Genomic DNA, 15,800 nt, shown 5'->3' with positions numbered 1-15,800 from the left:
TAGGTGCTGAATATGCTTATTAAATTAGCTTGGCGAAACCTATGGCGACAGAAAAGAAGAACGATATTAACGGCCTCTGCATTAGCCTTGGCCTTATTACTTTCGTTGTTGATGCGTAGCATTCAAGAGGGGAGTTATACAGCAAATATCGAGAATGCCGCACGCTTATCAACTGGTCTTATTCAACTGCAAAACCCCGAATTCAAAGAAACGCAAAGTATTGATGATTTGTTGCCAATGAGTGACGACTTCATCGCCCCCACTAAGCAACAACCGAATATCCAATTTACCTTACCTCGAATTGAAACGTTTTCACTTGCAGCAGCAAAAGATAAATCGAAAGGCGTGCTTGTTGTTGGTGTCGATCCTCAACCTGAAAATACCTATTCATCTCTGGCAGATAAAGTGGTGCAAGGAGCGTATTTTACCGCAACGGATAAATCGGTATTGTTATCAGAAGGGCTAGCGAGGTATTTTCAGTTAACTGTGGGGGATGAAATTGTTCTCTACGGACAAGGCTATCGAGGGCAGACTGCAGCAGGCTTATATGTAATAAAAGGCATTGTTCACTTTCCAATGCCAGATCTCAATAACCAATTAATCTACCTTCCGATTCAAGAAGCGGTGCAGCTCTTTAGTACCGAGAATCAAGTAACGTCATGGGTATTGCATACACGTGATTTTTCTTTACTACCACAAACGGTTGAGCAATTACAAAAAGGATATGGACAAGCTGTGTCTGTACGTCCGTGGAACGACCTCAGCCCAGAAATGGAGCAGCAAATTCAAATCGATAGAGTGAGCGGTATCATCATGATGTACATCTTATATGGCATTGTGGGCTTTGGTTTGTTCGCCACATTATTAATGATGACCCTTGAAAGACAACGTGAATTTGGTGTGATGTTAGCGACGGGAATGGTTCGATTTCGATTATTAAAGCTATTAGTGATTGAATCTTTCTTTATTGGCTTATTAGGTATTCTTTTAGGCTTAGTTATCGCTATTCCGGTGCTTGGTTATCTCTATATCAACCCAATTACATTAACGGGTGACACCGCCAAAGCCATGCTTGAAATGGGGTACGATCCTGTTATTCCAGTATTAATCAGTGGGTGGCTTTTTATAAACCAAATGTTGATTGTTACAGGCTTACTTCTTTTATGCCTAATATATCCATTATGGCGTGTTTATCATCTCGATATTGTTACAGCATTAAAAGGAGGTTCTCATGCTACTTAAATTAGCGTGGCGTAATGTATGGCGCAATAAAATGAGAACCTCAATCATGTTAGGCGCTATGATATTTGGTGTTGTAGGCGTGATTTTAATGATGGGTTTCATGTCTGGCTTTATTGATAATATGGTGAAAAATACCATTCAGTGGCAGACCAGTCATATTCAAATTTATCAAAAGAATTATGCGTTAAACCCGGATATTAATCTCGTTATTGATGAAGAAAAGGAAATCACTCAGCTATTAAATGACTCCTCAGAAGTGAAAGCATGGTCAAGCCGAACGTTAGTCAACGGCATGATAGCGTCAGCACGAAGTACCAGAGGTATTAAAATCAATGGTATCAATCTTCAAATGGAGAAAAAGATAACCCCGTTATCAGCGCATATCATTGATGGAAAATGGTTAAGTGAAACAGGTCGAAATCCCATTTTAGTATCACAAAAAACCGCAGAGCGATTAAAACTGCGTGTAGGCTCTAAAGTCGTGCTTACTTTTAGTGATACGACAGGCGAAGTTACCGGATCTGCGTTTAGAGTCAGTGGCATATTTAAAACATCGTCGAGCACGTTTGATGATGCCAACACTTACGTTCGTAAAGCAGATTTACAGAAAGTCGGAAAAGTATTCCAAGATCATGAAATAGCGATTTTATTAAACGACAATACAAAAGTAGAAGCGTTTAGAGAGCAATTAATAGCAAACATAGATCCAGATAATAATGTGCAAGATTGGCTGCAATTACAGCCTATTTTGTCAACGATGATGAGTTCTATGAACGCTGGTAATCAAGTTATTTTAGTGATTTTTATTGTCGCAATGGGCTTTGGGATCATTAATATTTTGTTGATGTCCGTATTTGAGCGAACTCGAGAGTTTGGTGTTTTGATGGCCGTTGGCATGAAGAAAGATCGGATTCGTTACCTAATCATTTTGGAGTCTGGATTTCTAGGGCTATTAGGTGGAGGGATAGGGGTATTACTGTCCATGTTATGCATAGCGGTGTTCAAGCATACTGGTATTCCACTAGAGTCCATGGCACAAGGCCTTAATGCATTTGGTATTGATTCGGTACTTTATCCTAGTATTTCATGGCATCAATACGCAGTGGTATTCATTATGGTCTTCTTTGTTAGCGTGTGTGCAGGCCTGTATCCAGCACACCAGATCATTAAAAAGAATCCTGTTCAAGCAATGGCAGAAAAGCAATAAGGTGAGTGTATGACAATTCAAATTAAGCAACTATGTAAAACATACAATCAAGATACAGAGTTTCCAGTTCACGCCGTTGATCATCTTGATCTTACTATTGAGCAGGGAGAGTTTGTTGCTGTTATTGGCCCATCAGGTTCAGGTAAAACCACATTACTTAATATGCTTGGCGGTATTGATGCCGTAACGTCAGGAAAAGTGAGTATTGATAATCATGAATTAACTGAAATGGATGAAAAGCAGCTGATTGAGTTTCGACGAGACAATATAGGCTTTATCTTTCAAGACTACAGCTTATTGCCTGTTTTAACGGCATTAGAGAATGTTGAGTTTGTTATGCTGTTACAGGGTCACGAAGAGGCCGAGTGTAAATTACGAGCACAGCAATTATTAAAACGAGTTGGACTTGAAGATCAACAGCACAAGCGACCAGCTCAATTATCTGGTGGTCAACAACAACGAGTAGCCGTAGCTAGGGCATTAGCCCCACGACCTCGTTTTATTATGGCAGATGAACCAACGGCAAATTTAGATGCAAAGAGCACAGCAGAGCTGTTAGATATTATGGAAGCACTAAACCAAGAAGAGAATACAACGTTTATTTTTTCTACTCATGATTCCCGCGTATTTGAAAGAGCCAAAAGAATCATCGTATTTGAAGATGGCCAATTAAAAGAAGACAAACAACAATAATAATGTGAGATAGATCTTGACCTAAATCTGATAGTACATAAACTCCAATGATTAGTTTTAATTAAAGAAAGACGTAAGAGACTGTTCTTGCGTCTGATTCTATTCATTGACGAGGTTAAGTCATGTCTAAACGTGATTATTATGAAGTCCTTGGTGTTTCTAAAAGCAGCACAGAAAAAGAGATTAAAAAAGCATATAAACGTCTTGCGATGAAATACCACCCAGATAAAAATCAGGGTGATGCTCAAGCCGCTGATAAGTTTAAAGAAATTAAAGAAGCTTATGAAGTTCTAACCGATCCAGATAAGCGTGGTCAGTATGATGATTTTGGTCATGCAGCATTTCAAAATGGCGGTAACGGTGGCTTCGGTGGTGGTTTTGGTGGCGGCCATAGCCAAGGTTTTGGTGGGTTTGAAGATATTTTTGGCGGCGCATTTGGTGGCCGTTCTCGTGGCGGTTTTGGTAGTGGTGGATTTGAGGATATGTTCTCTCAACATCGTCAACCACGTGCGCAAAAAGGACAAGATCGTCAGTTTAATTTAACCGTTGATTTTGCTGATGCAATTAAAGGTTGTGAGCAAATCATTGAATTGCCAGTGAATGGCGTAAATAAAAAGATCAATGTAAAAGTACCAGCAGGTATTGAAGACGGTGAAAAGATCCGTTTTGCGGGTAAAGGTGAATCAGGTATTAACGGTGGCCCAGCAGGGGATCTACTGATCCAAATTAATACTCGACCACACGCAACATTAAAACGTGATGGAAATGATTTAATTTGTCCTGTGACAACGGATTTTGTTACTGCAGCTTTAGGTGGTGAAGTTGAAATTCAGACTCTAGAGAGTCGTTTTAAACTAAAAGTACCAGCAGGAACACAAAACGGTCGTAAATTCCGCATGAAAGAAAAAGGTGTGAAAAGCCGTAAAGGTGTTACGGGTGATTTATTAGTTGAAATTACTGTAGCAACGCCAACAAACTTAACCGAAGAGCAGAAAACATTGCTCATGAAGTTTAAAGAAATTGCATAACTAGCGGAAATATTTAACGAGAAAGGAGGCGTGAATATATGATGAGAAAAATCGGATTATTCATGCCTTTTTTGTTGTTTGTTAGTTATGAAATACAAGCAGAAATTCCCGGCCTTGCTCCAGAGAAAAAATGGGATTTAAATGGCTATGTAAAGTACATGGCAACCAATACCATTCCTAACTCCTCCTCATACCCGTCTACCTTTGATAATTTAATTCACCAGCGTTTTAATTTTGAATATCGTTTTTCGGATCATTTACGTGTGAATCTCGGCATGCGTAATCGTCTTATGTTCGGTGATACAGCTGAATACCCAAATTATGGAGAGTACATCTCTTATGATCCGGGTTACGTTGATTTATCGAAAAACTGGTTGGATAAAAAGGGCGTTGTGGGGAATTCGCAGTTTGATCGCGCTTATATCAACTGGAATAAAAATGATTGGCAAGCAAGAGTTGGACGATTCCGTATCAACTGGGGAATGACGACGGTTTGGAATCCGAATGACATTTTCAATTCTTATTCCATTTATGATTTTGATTATGAAGAGCGTCCAGGAACGGATGCCATAATGATAAGCAAAAAACTGGGTTTTGCTAGCTCAATTGATATGGTGTTTAACCCTAATTCAAACAGTGAGCTTGATAGCTACGCAACACGATACCTTTTTAATAAACAAGGGTGGGACATGCAAGTTCTACTAGGTAAATCTCACCTTGATTATGTGCTTGGTGCCGGTTTTGCTGGGGATATTTATGGAGCAGGGTTGAGAGGTGAATTCAGTTGGTTTGAACCCACTCAAAGTCATTATGATAATCAAGATCTTGTCGCATCCAGTGTTTCAAGCCTTGAAATGGATTATCGATTTAACAGTGTGAATAATTGGGTACTACAAGGCTCTGTTATGCATATATCTGAACCACAAGATGTAGATAGTGCAATGAGCTATTTAAATCTCCCATTAACGGCACGAACTCTCAGTTTTACCCACTGGACTTGGTATTCAAGCTTAGGTTTTGATATCTCTTCTTTGTCACGCATGAATATCATGGGAAGTTATTATGATGACGGTTCTTATTTTATAGGATTAAACCAAACCTATTCGCTATCCGATAACTGGCAGCTTATTGGGGTTGTGCAATATTTTGATGGCATGAAAGATAGTGTATTTGGTGAAAATCCAAGTACCTTGTTATATGCGCAAGTGAAGTGGAGTTTTTAATATAATCACTTGCTCTCAAGTCTTTTCTTTCGCCACTTCTGATTACTTACTGTGATTGATATAAGTCTAGGTTGCTTTTTGCTTTATCACGACATAGCCACGCTGCAAACTCTCTGATTTTAGGAAGAATAGTAAGATTGGCAGTAATTGCAACAGGCCAAGCAATGGTAAAGCCATTCATCCATGCTGATACCCATTCCATACTGAATCCTCCCATTCTAATTGCCGACATAGAGCCAGACATTAATAGCGCCATGGTAACTGAAGAAAGTAAGGCGGATACCCAAAATTGTTTTCTACTCATCGTTTCTCTCTTATTCTATTTAATAAATTAACGGGTTAGTTAGGTTGGTAAATTCAATAAGAATGAGTATATTGGTTTCATTAATGATAGAAAATAGCGAGAACTAGAAGTATGAATTCCATATTTGGAAGTATTGATGATTTGTTTCTCTTCTGTAAAGTGGCTCAACTTGGGTCACAACAAAGTGCAGCGAAAGAGCTGAAAGTACCTGTTTCAACAGTTTCACGCAGGATTTCATCTATGGAAGAGAAGTTAGGCGTTCGCTTATTAGAGAAAAGGGGACGAGAACTCGTACCAACAGAAACAGGGAAACACTATTATCAATTGCTTGAGAGTCAGTTTTCAGACCTAGAAAGTAACTGTCATCAACTTAATGAGCACATTGATGAAGTGACAGGGATGATCCGTTTATCTTTACCATATCGATTCTATCATCATTACGTTCGTGATTTGATCGTGGATTTTTTATTGGAATACCCAAAGACGCAAATTGAAATCAATCTATGTGCAGAAGATACACTGCCAGCCACAGATCGAGATTTGGTACTGACTTTTGATATTAGCAGAGCCGATGGAATGATAGCTCGCCCTCTGTTTTTAGCAAAGCATGGTGTATTTGTGACGAAATCTTATTGGGAAAATAATCAAACAAAGAATATTGAAGAGTTGGATTGGATTCGATTGAATGATCAGAAAAACCTAACTTATACCGATGAAAAGCAAACTTTAAAGGAAATACATGTCCGCCCTAGATTAGAGGTGAATGACCTTGACCAAGTACTTTATGCAACGGTTAAAGGGTTAGGAGCTGCTCGATTACCAGTGCATCTTGTTACTTCTGATATGGACTTAGTTGAGATCTTTCCTGATTATTCGTTTCCACCAAGGCAATCGTATTTAGTATATAAACAACGAAAATATCAACCTAAAGCATTAACGATTCTAGTAGAGCGGATTATTAGCGCGATGGAACGATAAAATCCAAGTGCGTTAACACTTGGATTTATTATTGAAATAGGGAAGCGTTAGTAAACGGTACACCACTCATTTTTCATATCGATTAAGTACCAGTTATCACGCTGGTTAGCTTCATCCATCGCTTTATCTAAATGGCCAACACTTGATTTACGATCGTATTTCCACTCACGATCTTCGTCAGTGTGATGAACGATCATCGCCATTGAATTTGGCTGGCTAGTTGCCCATTGCATCATTGCATGGTCACCATCTGAGTTACCAATAGCTAATACTGGTTTCTTACCAATGATGTGTTGAATATTTTCAACCTTACCTGCTTTGTCATCAATGGTCAGGATTTCACCCAGTTTAGTGACTGTTGGATTGCCATTGTTGTAATCGTATTTGTATTTTAATGCGCTACCAATGATTTGTTCTTCAGGAATGCCATAAACTTCTGGTGCCCATGTACGCATGAAATCCACGCCACCGCCAGAAACGATATAAACTTTAAAATCATGATCTTGTAGGTAAGTGACCATTTCACGCATTGGTTTATAAGTAAGCTCAGTATAGGCTTTATTAAAATGTGGGTCTTTTGCTACTTCTAACCATTGTGCGACAGTTTGTTGATATTCTTCAACCGTCATGCCGCTGTGAGTTGCTGTAACTATGTCGAGTAAAGCCTTTTCACCACCAGCAAACACGCCTTTAATGTCGTTATTTAGAACAGATTTAAATGGTTCTTGTGTTTTCCATTCAGGGTGTTCTTTTGCCATGCTTTTTACTTGGTCCAACGCGAACGCTAACTGAAAGTAGTAAGGTTTTTCTGACCATAATGTTCCATCGTTATCGAAGACAGCAATACGATCTTGTTCAGGTATAAATGTTTTTTTTGAGGTATCCGTAGATTGATCAACGTAGTTTACGATTGCTGTTTTACTTGATCCATCTTGCCATGAAGGTAGTAGATTTGGGTCACAATCTAAAGCCATCGCTGAAAAGGATAAGCCAGATAAGACTGCTAGGGCACAGAGTTTTTTCTTATTCATATTATTATTTACCTATTGTTTGTATCGTTTGAATACATTTATAAAGTCTAGCAATAAATGTCATGAAAAAAGGTTATAAGTGGTATAACAGCTTATACTGACTACTTGTTATATTAGATCCTATTCATAGTAGACGATATTTCATCAATCAACAGCTTAGCTTTATCACTTTTTATTTGTAACAACGTCATGAAGAGTAAATCGGTAATTACATTCTGAGCGGTTCTTGATGAGATGGATGAACTACGAAATTGTCTTTCATCTGCAATAGTATCAATACAAAAGTTAGCCAACTTACGTAAAGGGCTTTTCTTTGTACTTGTTAAAGCAATCACCGTTGCCCCTTTATCCATTGCTGTTTGTGCTGCCATTAGGATTTCTTTTCGGCTACCAGAATATGAGATAACGATTTGAACATCTTGTTTGGTTAAGGTATTCGCCGTTGCAATTTGAACATGACTATCTTGCTCAGTCAGTGCTGTCATTCCAATTTTCAGTAATTTGAAGGCCAGATCTTTCGCTGTTAATGCGGAGCCACCAATCCCCACAATTTGAATACGTTGCGCTTGGTTAAGCAGAGTTGTGATGAGTTCAAATTCAGAGAAATTAATCGCGTTTGTCGTAGCAATCAGTGCGTGAGTTTTTTCTTGTACTAACTTCTGAGCAATGGTCAGGGAGGAGTCGTCACTATTGATCTTGTTATGGATAGGGCGCTCGGGTTCGAGGATAGCTTGTTTTCGACCAAGATCTTCAATAATCGCTAACTTGAATGCCGTAAATCCTTTAAACCCAAGTCGTTGGGTAAGTTTCACAATACTCGATTGCGATACGCCTACTTTAGCGGCAAGGGCTTGGCTCGAATAGGAACTGATTGAAGCTGGGTCATCAAGAATAAAGTCCAAAATTTTTATCCCATTTGAGGATAAATTGCTTCTTTGGTTCTGTATCTTTTCTAAAATATTCATTTTATCTCATTTTTATTGAATTAATTATTCCAACTTTTCTTATATTATTCTTTTGTTTTTATTTTTCTATAATTTGTTGTATTTAAATAGTTTGTTTCGTTTTGTAAGCTGTTTTTACTTAGTTTTAAAATGTATTTATTCCATCTATTTTGAGAGTTTAGAATAACTTTTGTTGTGATTTTGGTCACTTTATGGAATTTTTTATTCTTTATGATGGCAAGCATCAAAATTAAGCATTTAACTTTTAAAGAGTACAGATTATGAAAATCGATTTAACAACATTAGTAACAGAGAGCCGTAACAAAGCGAGTGAAAATATCGATGTGTTATCAACGGTAGAAATGCTAACCGTTATTAACCAAGAAGATCAAAAAGTTGCTTTAGCTGTTGAAGCGATTCTTCCTCAAATTGCAAATGTTGTTGATGCTATTGCCGTTGCTTTTCAATCTGGCGGTCGTTTGATTTATACCGGTGCGGGTACTTCAGGGCGTTTAGGTATTTTGGATGCAAGTGAATGTCCTCCAACGTATGGTTCAAACCCTGATTTAGTTGTCGGCTTAATTGCTGGTGGACACAAAGCGATTTTAAAAGCGGTTGAAAATGCTGAAGATAACCGTGAACTAGGTGCATCGGATCTACAAGATCTCGGTCTTAATGAGAAAGACGTTTTGGTTGGTATTGCGGCAAGTGGCCGAACGCCTTATGTACTTGGTGCAATGGAATATGCGAAATCAGTAGGTGCAACGGTTGCGACACTAAGTTGTAATCCAAATAGTCCAATGACAGAGCTTGCAGATATTAACATGACACCTGTTGTCGGCCCTGAAGTAGTGACAGGCTCTTCTCGAATGAAGGCTGGCACAGCACAAAAATTAGTGCTGAATATGCTAACAACAGGGGCGATGATCCGCACTGGTAAAGTATTTGGAAACTTAATGGTTGACGTAGAAGCAACCAATGCAAAATTAGTTCAACGACAAAAAAATATTGTGATTGAAGCAACAGGTTGCTCAGAAGTTGAAGCTTCAGAAGCATTATCTCAATGTGATAATCACTGTAAAACAGCCATTTTAATGGTCTTGTCAGGGTTAGATGCACAAAGTGCGAAAGCAAAATTAGCACAATATAATGGCTTTATTCGAAATGCACTTTCAGACCAGTAATTGGTAACAAGGCCTTATACCAATCTGGATGAATCAAATGTTATCTAGGTTGGTACCTTAACGAACAAATTAAAAAGGAACAGAAGATGGCTAAAATAACCACTTCCATGATTCAAGAGATACTGACCGCAATTGGTGGCAAATCAAATGTCATTAAGTGTGGAAACTGTATGACACGTCTGCGCCTTACCCTTCATGATGATAATTTAGCAGATAGAGACACAATCAAACGCATTGCTGGTGTGATGGGACTGGTTGAGAGTGATGATCAATTTCAAATCGTATTAGGCCCAGGTAAAGCACAAACAGCAGCTGAGATGATGAATGAAATGATGGAAGGAGAGGAAGATAACTCTGCTTCAACAGCGACCGAAAGCCGAGATTTAAAAGACGTTGCATCAGAACACAAACAGAAGTTAAAGAAAAAACAAACCAGCGCAGCACAACGTTTTTTGAGTAAGTTTGCTACCATTTTTACTCCATTAATCCCGGGGTTCATTGCTGCTGGTCTGTTACTTGGTTTCGCAACTTTACTTGATCAAATTTATATCATCGGTAATGAGTCACCAAATGCGAATCTGGTGGATTTAATCCTTTATATGAAAGTCTTTAGTAAAGGCTTATTCAGCTTCTTAAGTATATTAATTGGTTACAATGCTCAACAAGCTTTTGGTGGTTCAGGTGTAAATGGTGCGATCCTAGCATCACTGTTTGTGCTTGGTTATAACCCTGATGCAACCTCTGGTATTTATTCTGGTATGACGGACTTCTTTGGTCATGGTATTGATCCAAGAGGCAACATTATTGGTGTATTGATTGCTGCTATTATCGGTGCAAGCGTTGAGAAGAAAGTTCGCCAATACATGCCTGATAACCTAGATATGATTTTAACTTCGGTTGTGACGTTACTTATTATGGGTGCGGTTACCTTTGTGGTTATCATGCCGATTGGTGGTGTGTTATTCCAAGGCATGTCATGGTTATTCATGAACTTAAACGGTAACCCAATTGGTAGTGCAATTCTTGCGGGTCTGTTTTTAATCTCAGTAATGTTTGGTATTCACCAAGGCTTTGTACCGGTTTACTTTGCTTTAATGGATGCACAAGGCTTTAACTCACTGTTCCCAATCCTTGCGATGGCAGGTGCAGGTCAAGTGGGTGCTGCATTGGCTCTGTATGCAAAAGCAAATAAAGACGCATTGTTACGTACTCAAGTAAAAGGTTCTATTATCCCAGGCTTTTTAGGCATAGGTGAGCCACTTATTTACGGTGTAACACTTCCACGAGTGAAACCATTTATCACTGCTTGCGTAGGTGGTGCAGCAGGTGGCTTCTTTATCGGATTAGTTTCATACATGGGCTTACCCGTTGGTTTGAATACTGTATTTGGTCCATCAGGTATCGTTGCTCTACCTCTTATGACATCTAACGCAGGTATCTTTGCCGGAATGCTAGTCTTTGCTGCAGGTTTGGTAATCTCATACGTCGCTGGCTTTCTTGCAACTTGGTTCTTCGGAACAAAGAATGTTGATTTAAGCTAAGAGAAAAGTTCATAGAATAAATTTACGAATAAAAAGTACTTTCCCCTATAAGTACGCTAAGGCCTCACAGGTACCACTGTGAGGCCTTTTTTTATGAAAAATCAGACACCTCTGGTATAGCAACAAGAAAAGGGTACAATGCACGCAATTCTCATATTGTTAGGAAAGCCTGTGGCTCTTAAACCAACCATCTATAAATTTCGCGTCGCTTTAACAGACATGAATCGTGATCATTATGATTCATTGAATCTGACGATTGCTCAGCACCCTTCAGAAAACACAGAACGCATGATGGCGCGTGTATTAGCATTTTGTTTAAATGCAAGAGAAGGCCTAACCTTTACTAAAGGATTATCAGAAGTTGATGAACCTGATATTTGGGTTCGTGAATATGATGACACGATTTCATTATGGATCGATGCGGGTGAACCGGATGCGGATCGCGTGAAAAAAGCAACGCGTCAGTCAAAAGAAACTAAGGTCTACAGTTTCAATTCAAAATCAGAAGTGTGGTGGAAACAAAATCAAAGTAAATTTGCTCCTTATTCAGTTGATGTTGTTCGTTTTGATTGGGAACAAATTCAAGCGTTTGCCGCATTACTGCAAAGAACGATGGATATTTCAGTGATGATCACAGGTGACTCTGCATTTATTTCAACTGAGCAGGGCGAGTGTGAAGTTACTTGGGAAACCCTACAATCAGTAGAATAAGTGATTTAGATTCATTTATTTGATTTTACTGTTTCAGTAATTAAATCTGGTTCATAATGCCTTCTGTTTAGCCTTTATTCAGAAGGCATTTTTTATGGAGCCGACTTTGATGGATCTTGGTTTATTATCTGCAATGTTCCTTATCTTTATAGGATCATTTGTTCAAAGCGCGATTGGTTTTGGACTTGCTATTGTTACTGCGCCACTGCTATTTTTAATTTCTCCTGATTACGTTCCTGCCCCAATAGTGATTGTCGGTTTATTCTTATCCATTATTAATGCGTATAAACATAAAGCGAATGTGTCTTTTCGAGGTTTAGGGTACGCATTTTTAGGTCGGATTCCCGGTTCCGTATTTGGTGGTTTACTGCTTTATTACGTAGATGCAAAACTGTTGTCTCTTTGGATTGGTGTAGTGGTATTACTTGCCGTTGCGATTAGCTTGCTTCCATTTCGTATTGAACCAAATAACTCAAGAATGACGATTGCAGGTTTCTTTTCAGGTCTCTTTGGCACCAGTTCTGGTATTGGTGGCCCTCCAATGGCACTGTTATTACAGCATCAAGAAGCAAACCTTATTCGAGCTAACTTATCCGCTTTCTTTGTTGTGAGTAGTTTTATTTCTCTTGCAGTGCAAGTACCTGCGGGATATATGAGCTTAAATCATTTATATCTTACGTTGCCATTACTTCCTGCTTCGGTTGTCGGTTATCTGGTCGCAATGAAAGTGGTGGATAGAATTGATAAAAGTACTATCAGAAAAGTATCACTAGTGATGTGCTCTATCTCTGGTATTGCTGCGATAGTATTAGGAATGAGGTGAATACCTTAACTTGCATTGTTAATTCAATATAGTGTGAAGTTTATAAAAATATCTATTGACCTGTCTAAAGCTTCATAGTCTATGCTCTATCAAGTAAACGGAAGGCGTTTTATTTTAAATGATTTATTTGAAGTGGTGCACCTTCAAAAACGGTTTAAAACATTAGAGATAGACATGAAATTTAGAAGTGAAAAAGAATCCGATCATAAAGCAATTGGAAACGTAACTTATAAAGCGTTTGAAAACCATCCGCATCATGCTCCGGGTGCAAAACCAACAGAGCATAAAATCATTGAACGATTACGTGAGAATAATGCACTTACTCTGTCACTTGTGGCTGAGAAGGGTGACACCATCATTGGGCATATTGCATTTTCACCTGTATTAATTAATGGTAAGGATTCGAAATGGTACGGTTTAGGGCCTGTTTCGGTATTACCAGAGCATCAAAGTGAAGGCATTGGTTCCCGTTTAATTCGTCTCGGTCTTGAGCAATTAATCGAGCAAGGTGCGGAGGGGGCAGTGTTACTTGGTGAGCCAGAATATTATCAACGATTTGGCTTTAAATCGGATGAAAAATTAATACTAGAAGGTGTGCCTGCTGAGTATTTCTTATGTCTGCCATTAACAGAAATTGAAATGCCTCAGGGTGAAGTTAACTATCATCCAGCGTTCTTTGAATAAATAGAACAGATAATTCGTTACATTGACATAAAAAAACCGCTGGAAGTTCAGCGGTTTTTTCATATTTAGCATTTAAGTTAATGCAAGATTAGCTTGGCGTGTTCAATCTTGTTTTAATCGCCAATTTTGCTTCTTCATTTGCTTGTAGTGTTTCTTCTTCAACTTTCTGACGCATCAGTGCATCAAAGGCAACACGTGCTTCTTGAGCAAGCTCAGACGCAGCTAGTTTCGCTTCTTTAGCATTTGTCGAGTCATCCGTTAGTTGACGTAATTTTTCAATGATCTCATCAGGTGCATCACCTAAATCAACACTTGATTCACCACGAGCTAATGCTTCTTTACGTAATTGTTTTTTCAGCATCCAAATAGCATCGTTCGCTTCACGCTCTAGATCAGCTGCTTCAATTGCATTATCACGTAACTGTTCAAAGCGTGCCAATGCTTGGCCTTCTTTACTCCATGGATCAACATCTGGTAAGTCAGAAATGTTGATAACAGGATCAACGTAATTATCTTGGTGCGATAAATCCAGCATGGCTGCTTTAACACCAGAGATCATTAACATGATAGCGATAACTAATAGAGGTAAACCACCAACAATCGCTGCTGTTTGAAGTGTTGCTAGGCCGCCCATAAACATCAATGCAGATGGCATGAATGATAGAGTGAAAGCCCAGAACAGACGGTTCCAACGCATTGGATCTTCAGTTACGTTTGTTTGTACTACTGACGCTAAAATGTAAGAGATAGAGTCAAACGTTGTTGCAGTGAAAATCACACATAACAAAGTAAACACAGCAATCACAAAAGTACTGAATGGCAGTTGTTCTAAAACAGAGAAGATAGCACGAGTTGCGCCTTCGCTATTAAGAATACCAACAACGTCTAATTCACCAGATAATTGCAGTGATAAACCGTAGTTACCAAGGATGATGAAGTACATTGCACAGCCTAAAGAGCCGAAGAATACTGCACCTGAAACCATCTGTTTAATCGTTCTGCCACGTGAAATACGAGCAACGAACAGACCCATGCTTGGTGCAAATACTAGCCACCATGCCCAGTAGAAAATAGTCCAGTCTTGTGGGAAGTGTGTATCCGCAAAGGTACCCATGCCACCAAAAGGTTCAGCCCACGTTGCCATTACAAAGAAGTTAGATAGCATACGACCGATTGAGTCTAAGCCTGTTTCCAACATAAAGATGGTTGGACCGCAAACCAATACAAACAGCAGTAAACCTAACGCACCCCAGAAGTTAATGTTACTTAAAATCTTAATGCCTTTGTCCATACCCATGTACGATGAGTAAGCAAAGATAGCGGTACAAACCATAAGTACTAAAATCTGGCTACCTGTTGTTGCAGGAATACCAAATAGGTAGCTAATACCTTCGTTGATAAGTGGTGCTGCTAAACCTAAGGTTGTTGCTGCGCCGCCCAATAGACCGAAGATAAACAGTACATCAATAACTTTACCCAGTTTACCAAAGCTGTTTGCTTCGCCAATAACAGGCATTAAAGCAGCAGATACTTTTAGTACAGGTTGTTTACGTACGTAGAAGAAGTAAGCAATTGGAATTGCAGGGATCATATAGATACACCAAGCAATTGGACCCCAGTGGAAAAGACCATAAGTCGCCGCCCAACGTACTGCTTCCTCACTTCCAGCTTCTAATTGAAACGGAGGGTTTTGGTAGTAGTATGCCCATTCAATCGTACCCCAGTACAAAATACTGGCACCGATACCGCCACAAAATAGCATTGCCGCCCAAGACGCCAGTGCAAATTCAGGCTTTTCATCTGGATCACCCAGTTTGATTTGGCCGATATCAGAGAACACGATGTAGATCATGAAGAAAAATGCCGCTAAACCTAGCCCTAAATAAGCAAAGCCCAGTTTGTCGGTCATGAATGTTTTAGCTACGGCAATCCACTCGGCACCTTCAGCTGGGAATACCAGTAAAGGAACTACAACCGCACAAAGCAGTAAAATTGCGCCGAAAAAGGTGGGTTTATCGATAAGCTCGAAGTGTTTTTTCATTTTTATTGTCCGTAATAAAAACAGATTTAATTAAGTGCGCGCACCAATAATTCCCCGTGCTGAGGGAATTCAGACGGGTTCAACTTAAATTAATAGAGTATAAATATTGTGTGCGGATGTATTTTTGTAAGTAATGTAATGCTCGAAAATATTCAGGTCACGATTA

The 15,800-nt window shown here is 39.1% G+C and carries 15 protein-coding genes; 11 read left to right on the top strand and 4 right to left on the bottom strand.

Going from position 1 to position 15,800, the window contains the following annotated elements; all coding sequences use genetic code 11:
* Positions 1-12: 12 nt before the first annotated feature.
* From HC728_RS00255 to HC728_RS00235, 5 genes are all read left to right on the top strand, one after another.
* A complete protein-coding gene (locus HC728_RS00255) occupies positions 13-1,242 on the top strand; it encodes an ABC transporter permease (protein ID WP_017018177.1) in 1,230 nt (409 codons plus the stop codon).
* The gene (locus HC728_RS00250; protein ID WP_017018176.1) at positions 1,232-2,449 is read left to right on the top strand and encodes an FtsX-like permease family protein; all 1,218 of its coding nucleotides are present in this window, start codon (positions 1,232-1,234) and stop codon (positions 2,447-2,449) included. The genes HC728_RS00255 and HC728_RS00250 overlap by 11 nt, the downstream gene beginning before the upstream one ends.
* A 9-nt stretch (positions 2,450-2,458) precedes the next feature.
* Positions 2,459-3,142: an ABC transporter ATP-binding protein gene (locus tag HC728_RS00245; protein WP_011261737.1), complete on the top strand. Its 684-nt coding sequence runs from the start codon at positions 2,459-2,461 to the stop codon at positions 3,140-3,142.
* Positions 3,143-3,264: 122 nt separating this feature from the next.
* Positions 3,265-4,170, top strand: coding sequence for a DnaJ C-terminal domain-containing protein (locus HC728_RS00240; protein WP_005418877.1), 906 nt, complete (start codon positions 3,265-3,267; stop codon positions 4,168-4,170).
* A 38-nt stretch (positions 4,171-4,208) separates the two neighbouring features.
* The gene (locus HC728_RS00235) at positions 4,209-5,393 is read left to right on the top strand and encodes a hypothetical protein (RefSeq protein WP_069594832.1); all 1,185 of its coding nucleotides are present in this window, start codon (positions 4,209-4,211) and stop codon (positions 5,391-5,393) included.
* A gap of 46 nt (positions 5,394-5,439) precedes the next feature.
* Here the strand turns inward: HC728_RS00235 and HC728_RS00230 are convergent, their stop codons facing one another.
* Positions 5,440-5,697, bottom strand: coding sequence for a DUF2798 domain-containing protein (locus HC728_RS00230; protein ID WP_017018172.1), 258 nt, complete (start codon positions 5,695-5,697; stop codon positions 5,440-5,442).
* 111 nt (positions 5,698-5,808) lie between these two features.
* Here HC728_RS00230 and HC728_RS00225 point away from each other — a divergent pair, with 111 nt between their 5' ends.
* Positions 5,809-6,675 (top strand): LysR family transcriptional regulator, encoded by an 867-nt coding sequence (locus tag HC728_RS00225; protein WP_065641382.1) that lies wholly within the window; start codon positions 5,809-5,811, stop codon positions 6,673-6,675.
* Positions 6,676-6,722: 47 nt separating this feature from the next.
* Here HC728_RS00225 and HC728_RS00220 read toward each other — a convergent pair whose 3' ends face one another.
* Both HC728_RS00220 and HC728_RS00215 read right to left on the bottom strand, forming a co-directional pair.
* Positions 6,723-7,706 carry an HAD family phosphatase gene (locus HC728_RS00220; protein ID WP_069594831.1) on the bottom strand — a complete coding sequence of 328 codons (984 nt, stop codon included), beginning with the start codon at positions 7,704-7,706 and terminating at the stop codon, positions 6,723-6,725.
* 113 nt (positions 7,707-7,819) lie between these two features.
* Positions 7,820-8,671, bottom strand: coding sequence for an SIS domain-containing protein (locus HC728_RS00215; protein WP_054775552.1), 852 nt, complete (start codon positions 8,669-8,671; stop codon positions 7,820-7,822).
* Positions 8,672-8,931: 260 nt separating this feature from the next.
* Here HC728_RS00215 and murQ point away from each other — a divergent pair, with 260 nt between their 5' ends.
* From murQ to HC728_RS00190, 5 genes are all read left to right on the top strand, one after another.
* On the top strand, positions 8,932-9,834 hold the full coding sequence (murQ, locus tag HC728_RS00210; RefSeq protein ID WP_069594830.1) for an N-acetylmuramic acid 6-phosphate etherase: 903 nt from the start codon (positions 8,932-8,934) through the stop codon (positions 9,832-9,834).
* An 86-nt stretch (positions 9,835-9,920) separates the two neighbouring features.
* Positions 9,921-11,375, top strand: coding sequence for a PTS N-acetylmuramic acid transporter subunit IIBC (gene murP, locus HC728_RS00205; protein ID WP_017018167.1), 1,455 nt, complete (start codon positions 9,921-9,923; stop codon positions 11,373-11,375).
* A gap of 171 nt (positions 11,376-11,546) precedes the next feature.
* A complete protein-coding gene (locus HC728_RS00200) occupies positions 11,547-12,086 on the top strand; it encodes a YaeQ family protein (RefSeq protein ID WP_065623031.1) in 540 nt (179 codons plus the stop codon).
* Positions 12,087-12,195: 109 nt separating this feature from the next.
* Positions 12,196-12,909 (top strand): sulfite exporter TauE/SafE family protein, encoded by a 714-nt coding sequence (locus tag HC728_RS00195; protein ID WP_081249046.1) that lies wholly within the window; start codon positions 12,196-12,198, stop codon positions 12,907-12,909.
* Between the two features lie 174 nt (positions 12,910-13,083).
* A complete protein-coding gene (locus HC728_RS00190) occupies positions 13,084-13,593 on the top strand; it encodes a GNAT family N-acetyltransferase (protein WP_304503145.1) in 510 nt (169 codons plus the stop codon).
* A gap of 88 nt (positions 13,594-13,681) precedes the next feature.
* On the opposite strand, the gene HC728_RS00185 is transcribed toward HC728_RS00190, so the two are convergent.
* The gene (locus tag HC728_RS00185; RefSeq protein WP_011261752.1) at positions 13,682-15,634 is read right to left on the bottom strand and encodes a BCCT family transporter; all 1,953 of its coding nucleotides are present in this window, start codon (positions 15,632-15,634) and stop codon (positions 13,682-13,684) included.
* Between the last annotated feature and the right edge of the window lie 166 nt (positions 15,635-15,800).

Origin of the sequence: Aliivibrio sp. S10_S31 (genome assembly GCF_014694495.1) — a bacterium.
In the GTDB taxonomy this organism is placed as follows: domain Bacteria; phylum Pseudomonadota; class Gammaproteobacteria; order Enterobacterales; family Vibrionaceae; genus Aliivibrio; species Aliivibrio fischeri.
This window is presented reverse-complemented; position numbering and strand designations above follow the sequence as displayed.

What these genes read in the sequence shown, in the direction of transcription:
- HC728_RS00185 (WP_011261752.1), bottom strand. Translation starts at nt 15,634, where the DNA reads ATGAAAAAACACTTCGAGCTTATCGATAAACCCACCTTTTTCGGCGCA.
- HC728_RS00230 (WP_017018172.1), bottom strand. Translation starts at nt 5,697, where the DNA reads ATGAGTAGAAAACAATTTTGGGTATCCGCCTTACTTTCTTCAGTTACC.
- HC728_RS00215 (WP_054775552.1), bottom strand. Translation starts at nt 8,671, where the DNA reads ATGAATATTTTAGAAAAGATACAGAACCAAAGAAGCAATTTATCCTCA.
- HC728_RS00195 (WP_081249046.1), top strand. Translation starts at nt 12,196, where the DNA reads ATGGATCTTGGTTTATTATCTGCAATGTTCCTTATCTTTATAGGATCA.
- murQ (WP_069594830.1), top strand. Translation starts at nt 8,932, where the DNA reads ATGAAAATCGATTTAACAACATTAGTAACAGAGAGCCGTAACAAAGCG.
- HC728_RS00220 (WP_069594831.1), bottom strand. Translation starts at nt 7,706, where the DNA reads ATGAATAAGAAAAAACTCTGTGCCCTAGCAGTCTTATCTGGCTTATCC.
- HC728_RS00225 (WP_065641382.1), top strand. Translation starts at nt 5,809, where the DNA reads ATGAATTCCATATTTGGAAGTATTGATGATTTGTTTCTCTTCTGTAAA.
- HC728_RS00255 (WP_017018177.1), top strand. Translation starts at nt 13, where the DNA reads ATGCTTATTAAATTAGCTTGGCGAAACCTATGGCGACAGAAAAGAAGA.
- HC728_RS00240 (WP_005418877.1), top strand. Translation starts at nt 3,265, where the DNA reads ATGTCTAAACGTGATTATTATGAAGTCCTTGGTGTTTCTAAAAGCAGC.
- HC728_RS00235 (WP_069594832.1), top strand. Translation starts at nt 4,209, where the DNA reads ATGATGAGAAAAATCGGATTATTCATGCCTTTTTTGTTGTTTGTTAGT.
- HC728_RS00190 (WP_304503145.1), top strand. Translation starts at nt 13,084, where the DNA reads ATGAAATTTAGAAGTGAAAAAGAATCCGATCATAAAGCAATTGGAAAC.
- HC728_RS00250 (WP_017018176.1), top strand. Translation starts at nt 1,232, where the DNA reads ATGCTACTTAAATTAGCGTGGCGTAATGTATGGCGCAATAAAATGAGA.
- murP (WP_017018167.1), top strand. Translation starts at nt 9,921, where the DNA reads ATGGCTAAAATAACCACTTCCATGATTCAAGAGATACTGACCGCAATT.
- HC728_RS00245 (WP_011261737.1), top strand. Translation starts at nt 2,459, where the DNA reads ATGACAATTCAAATTAAGCAACTATGTAAAACATACAATCAAGATACA.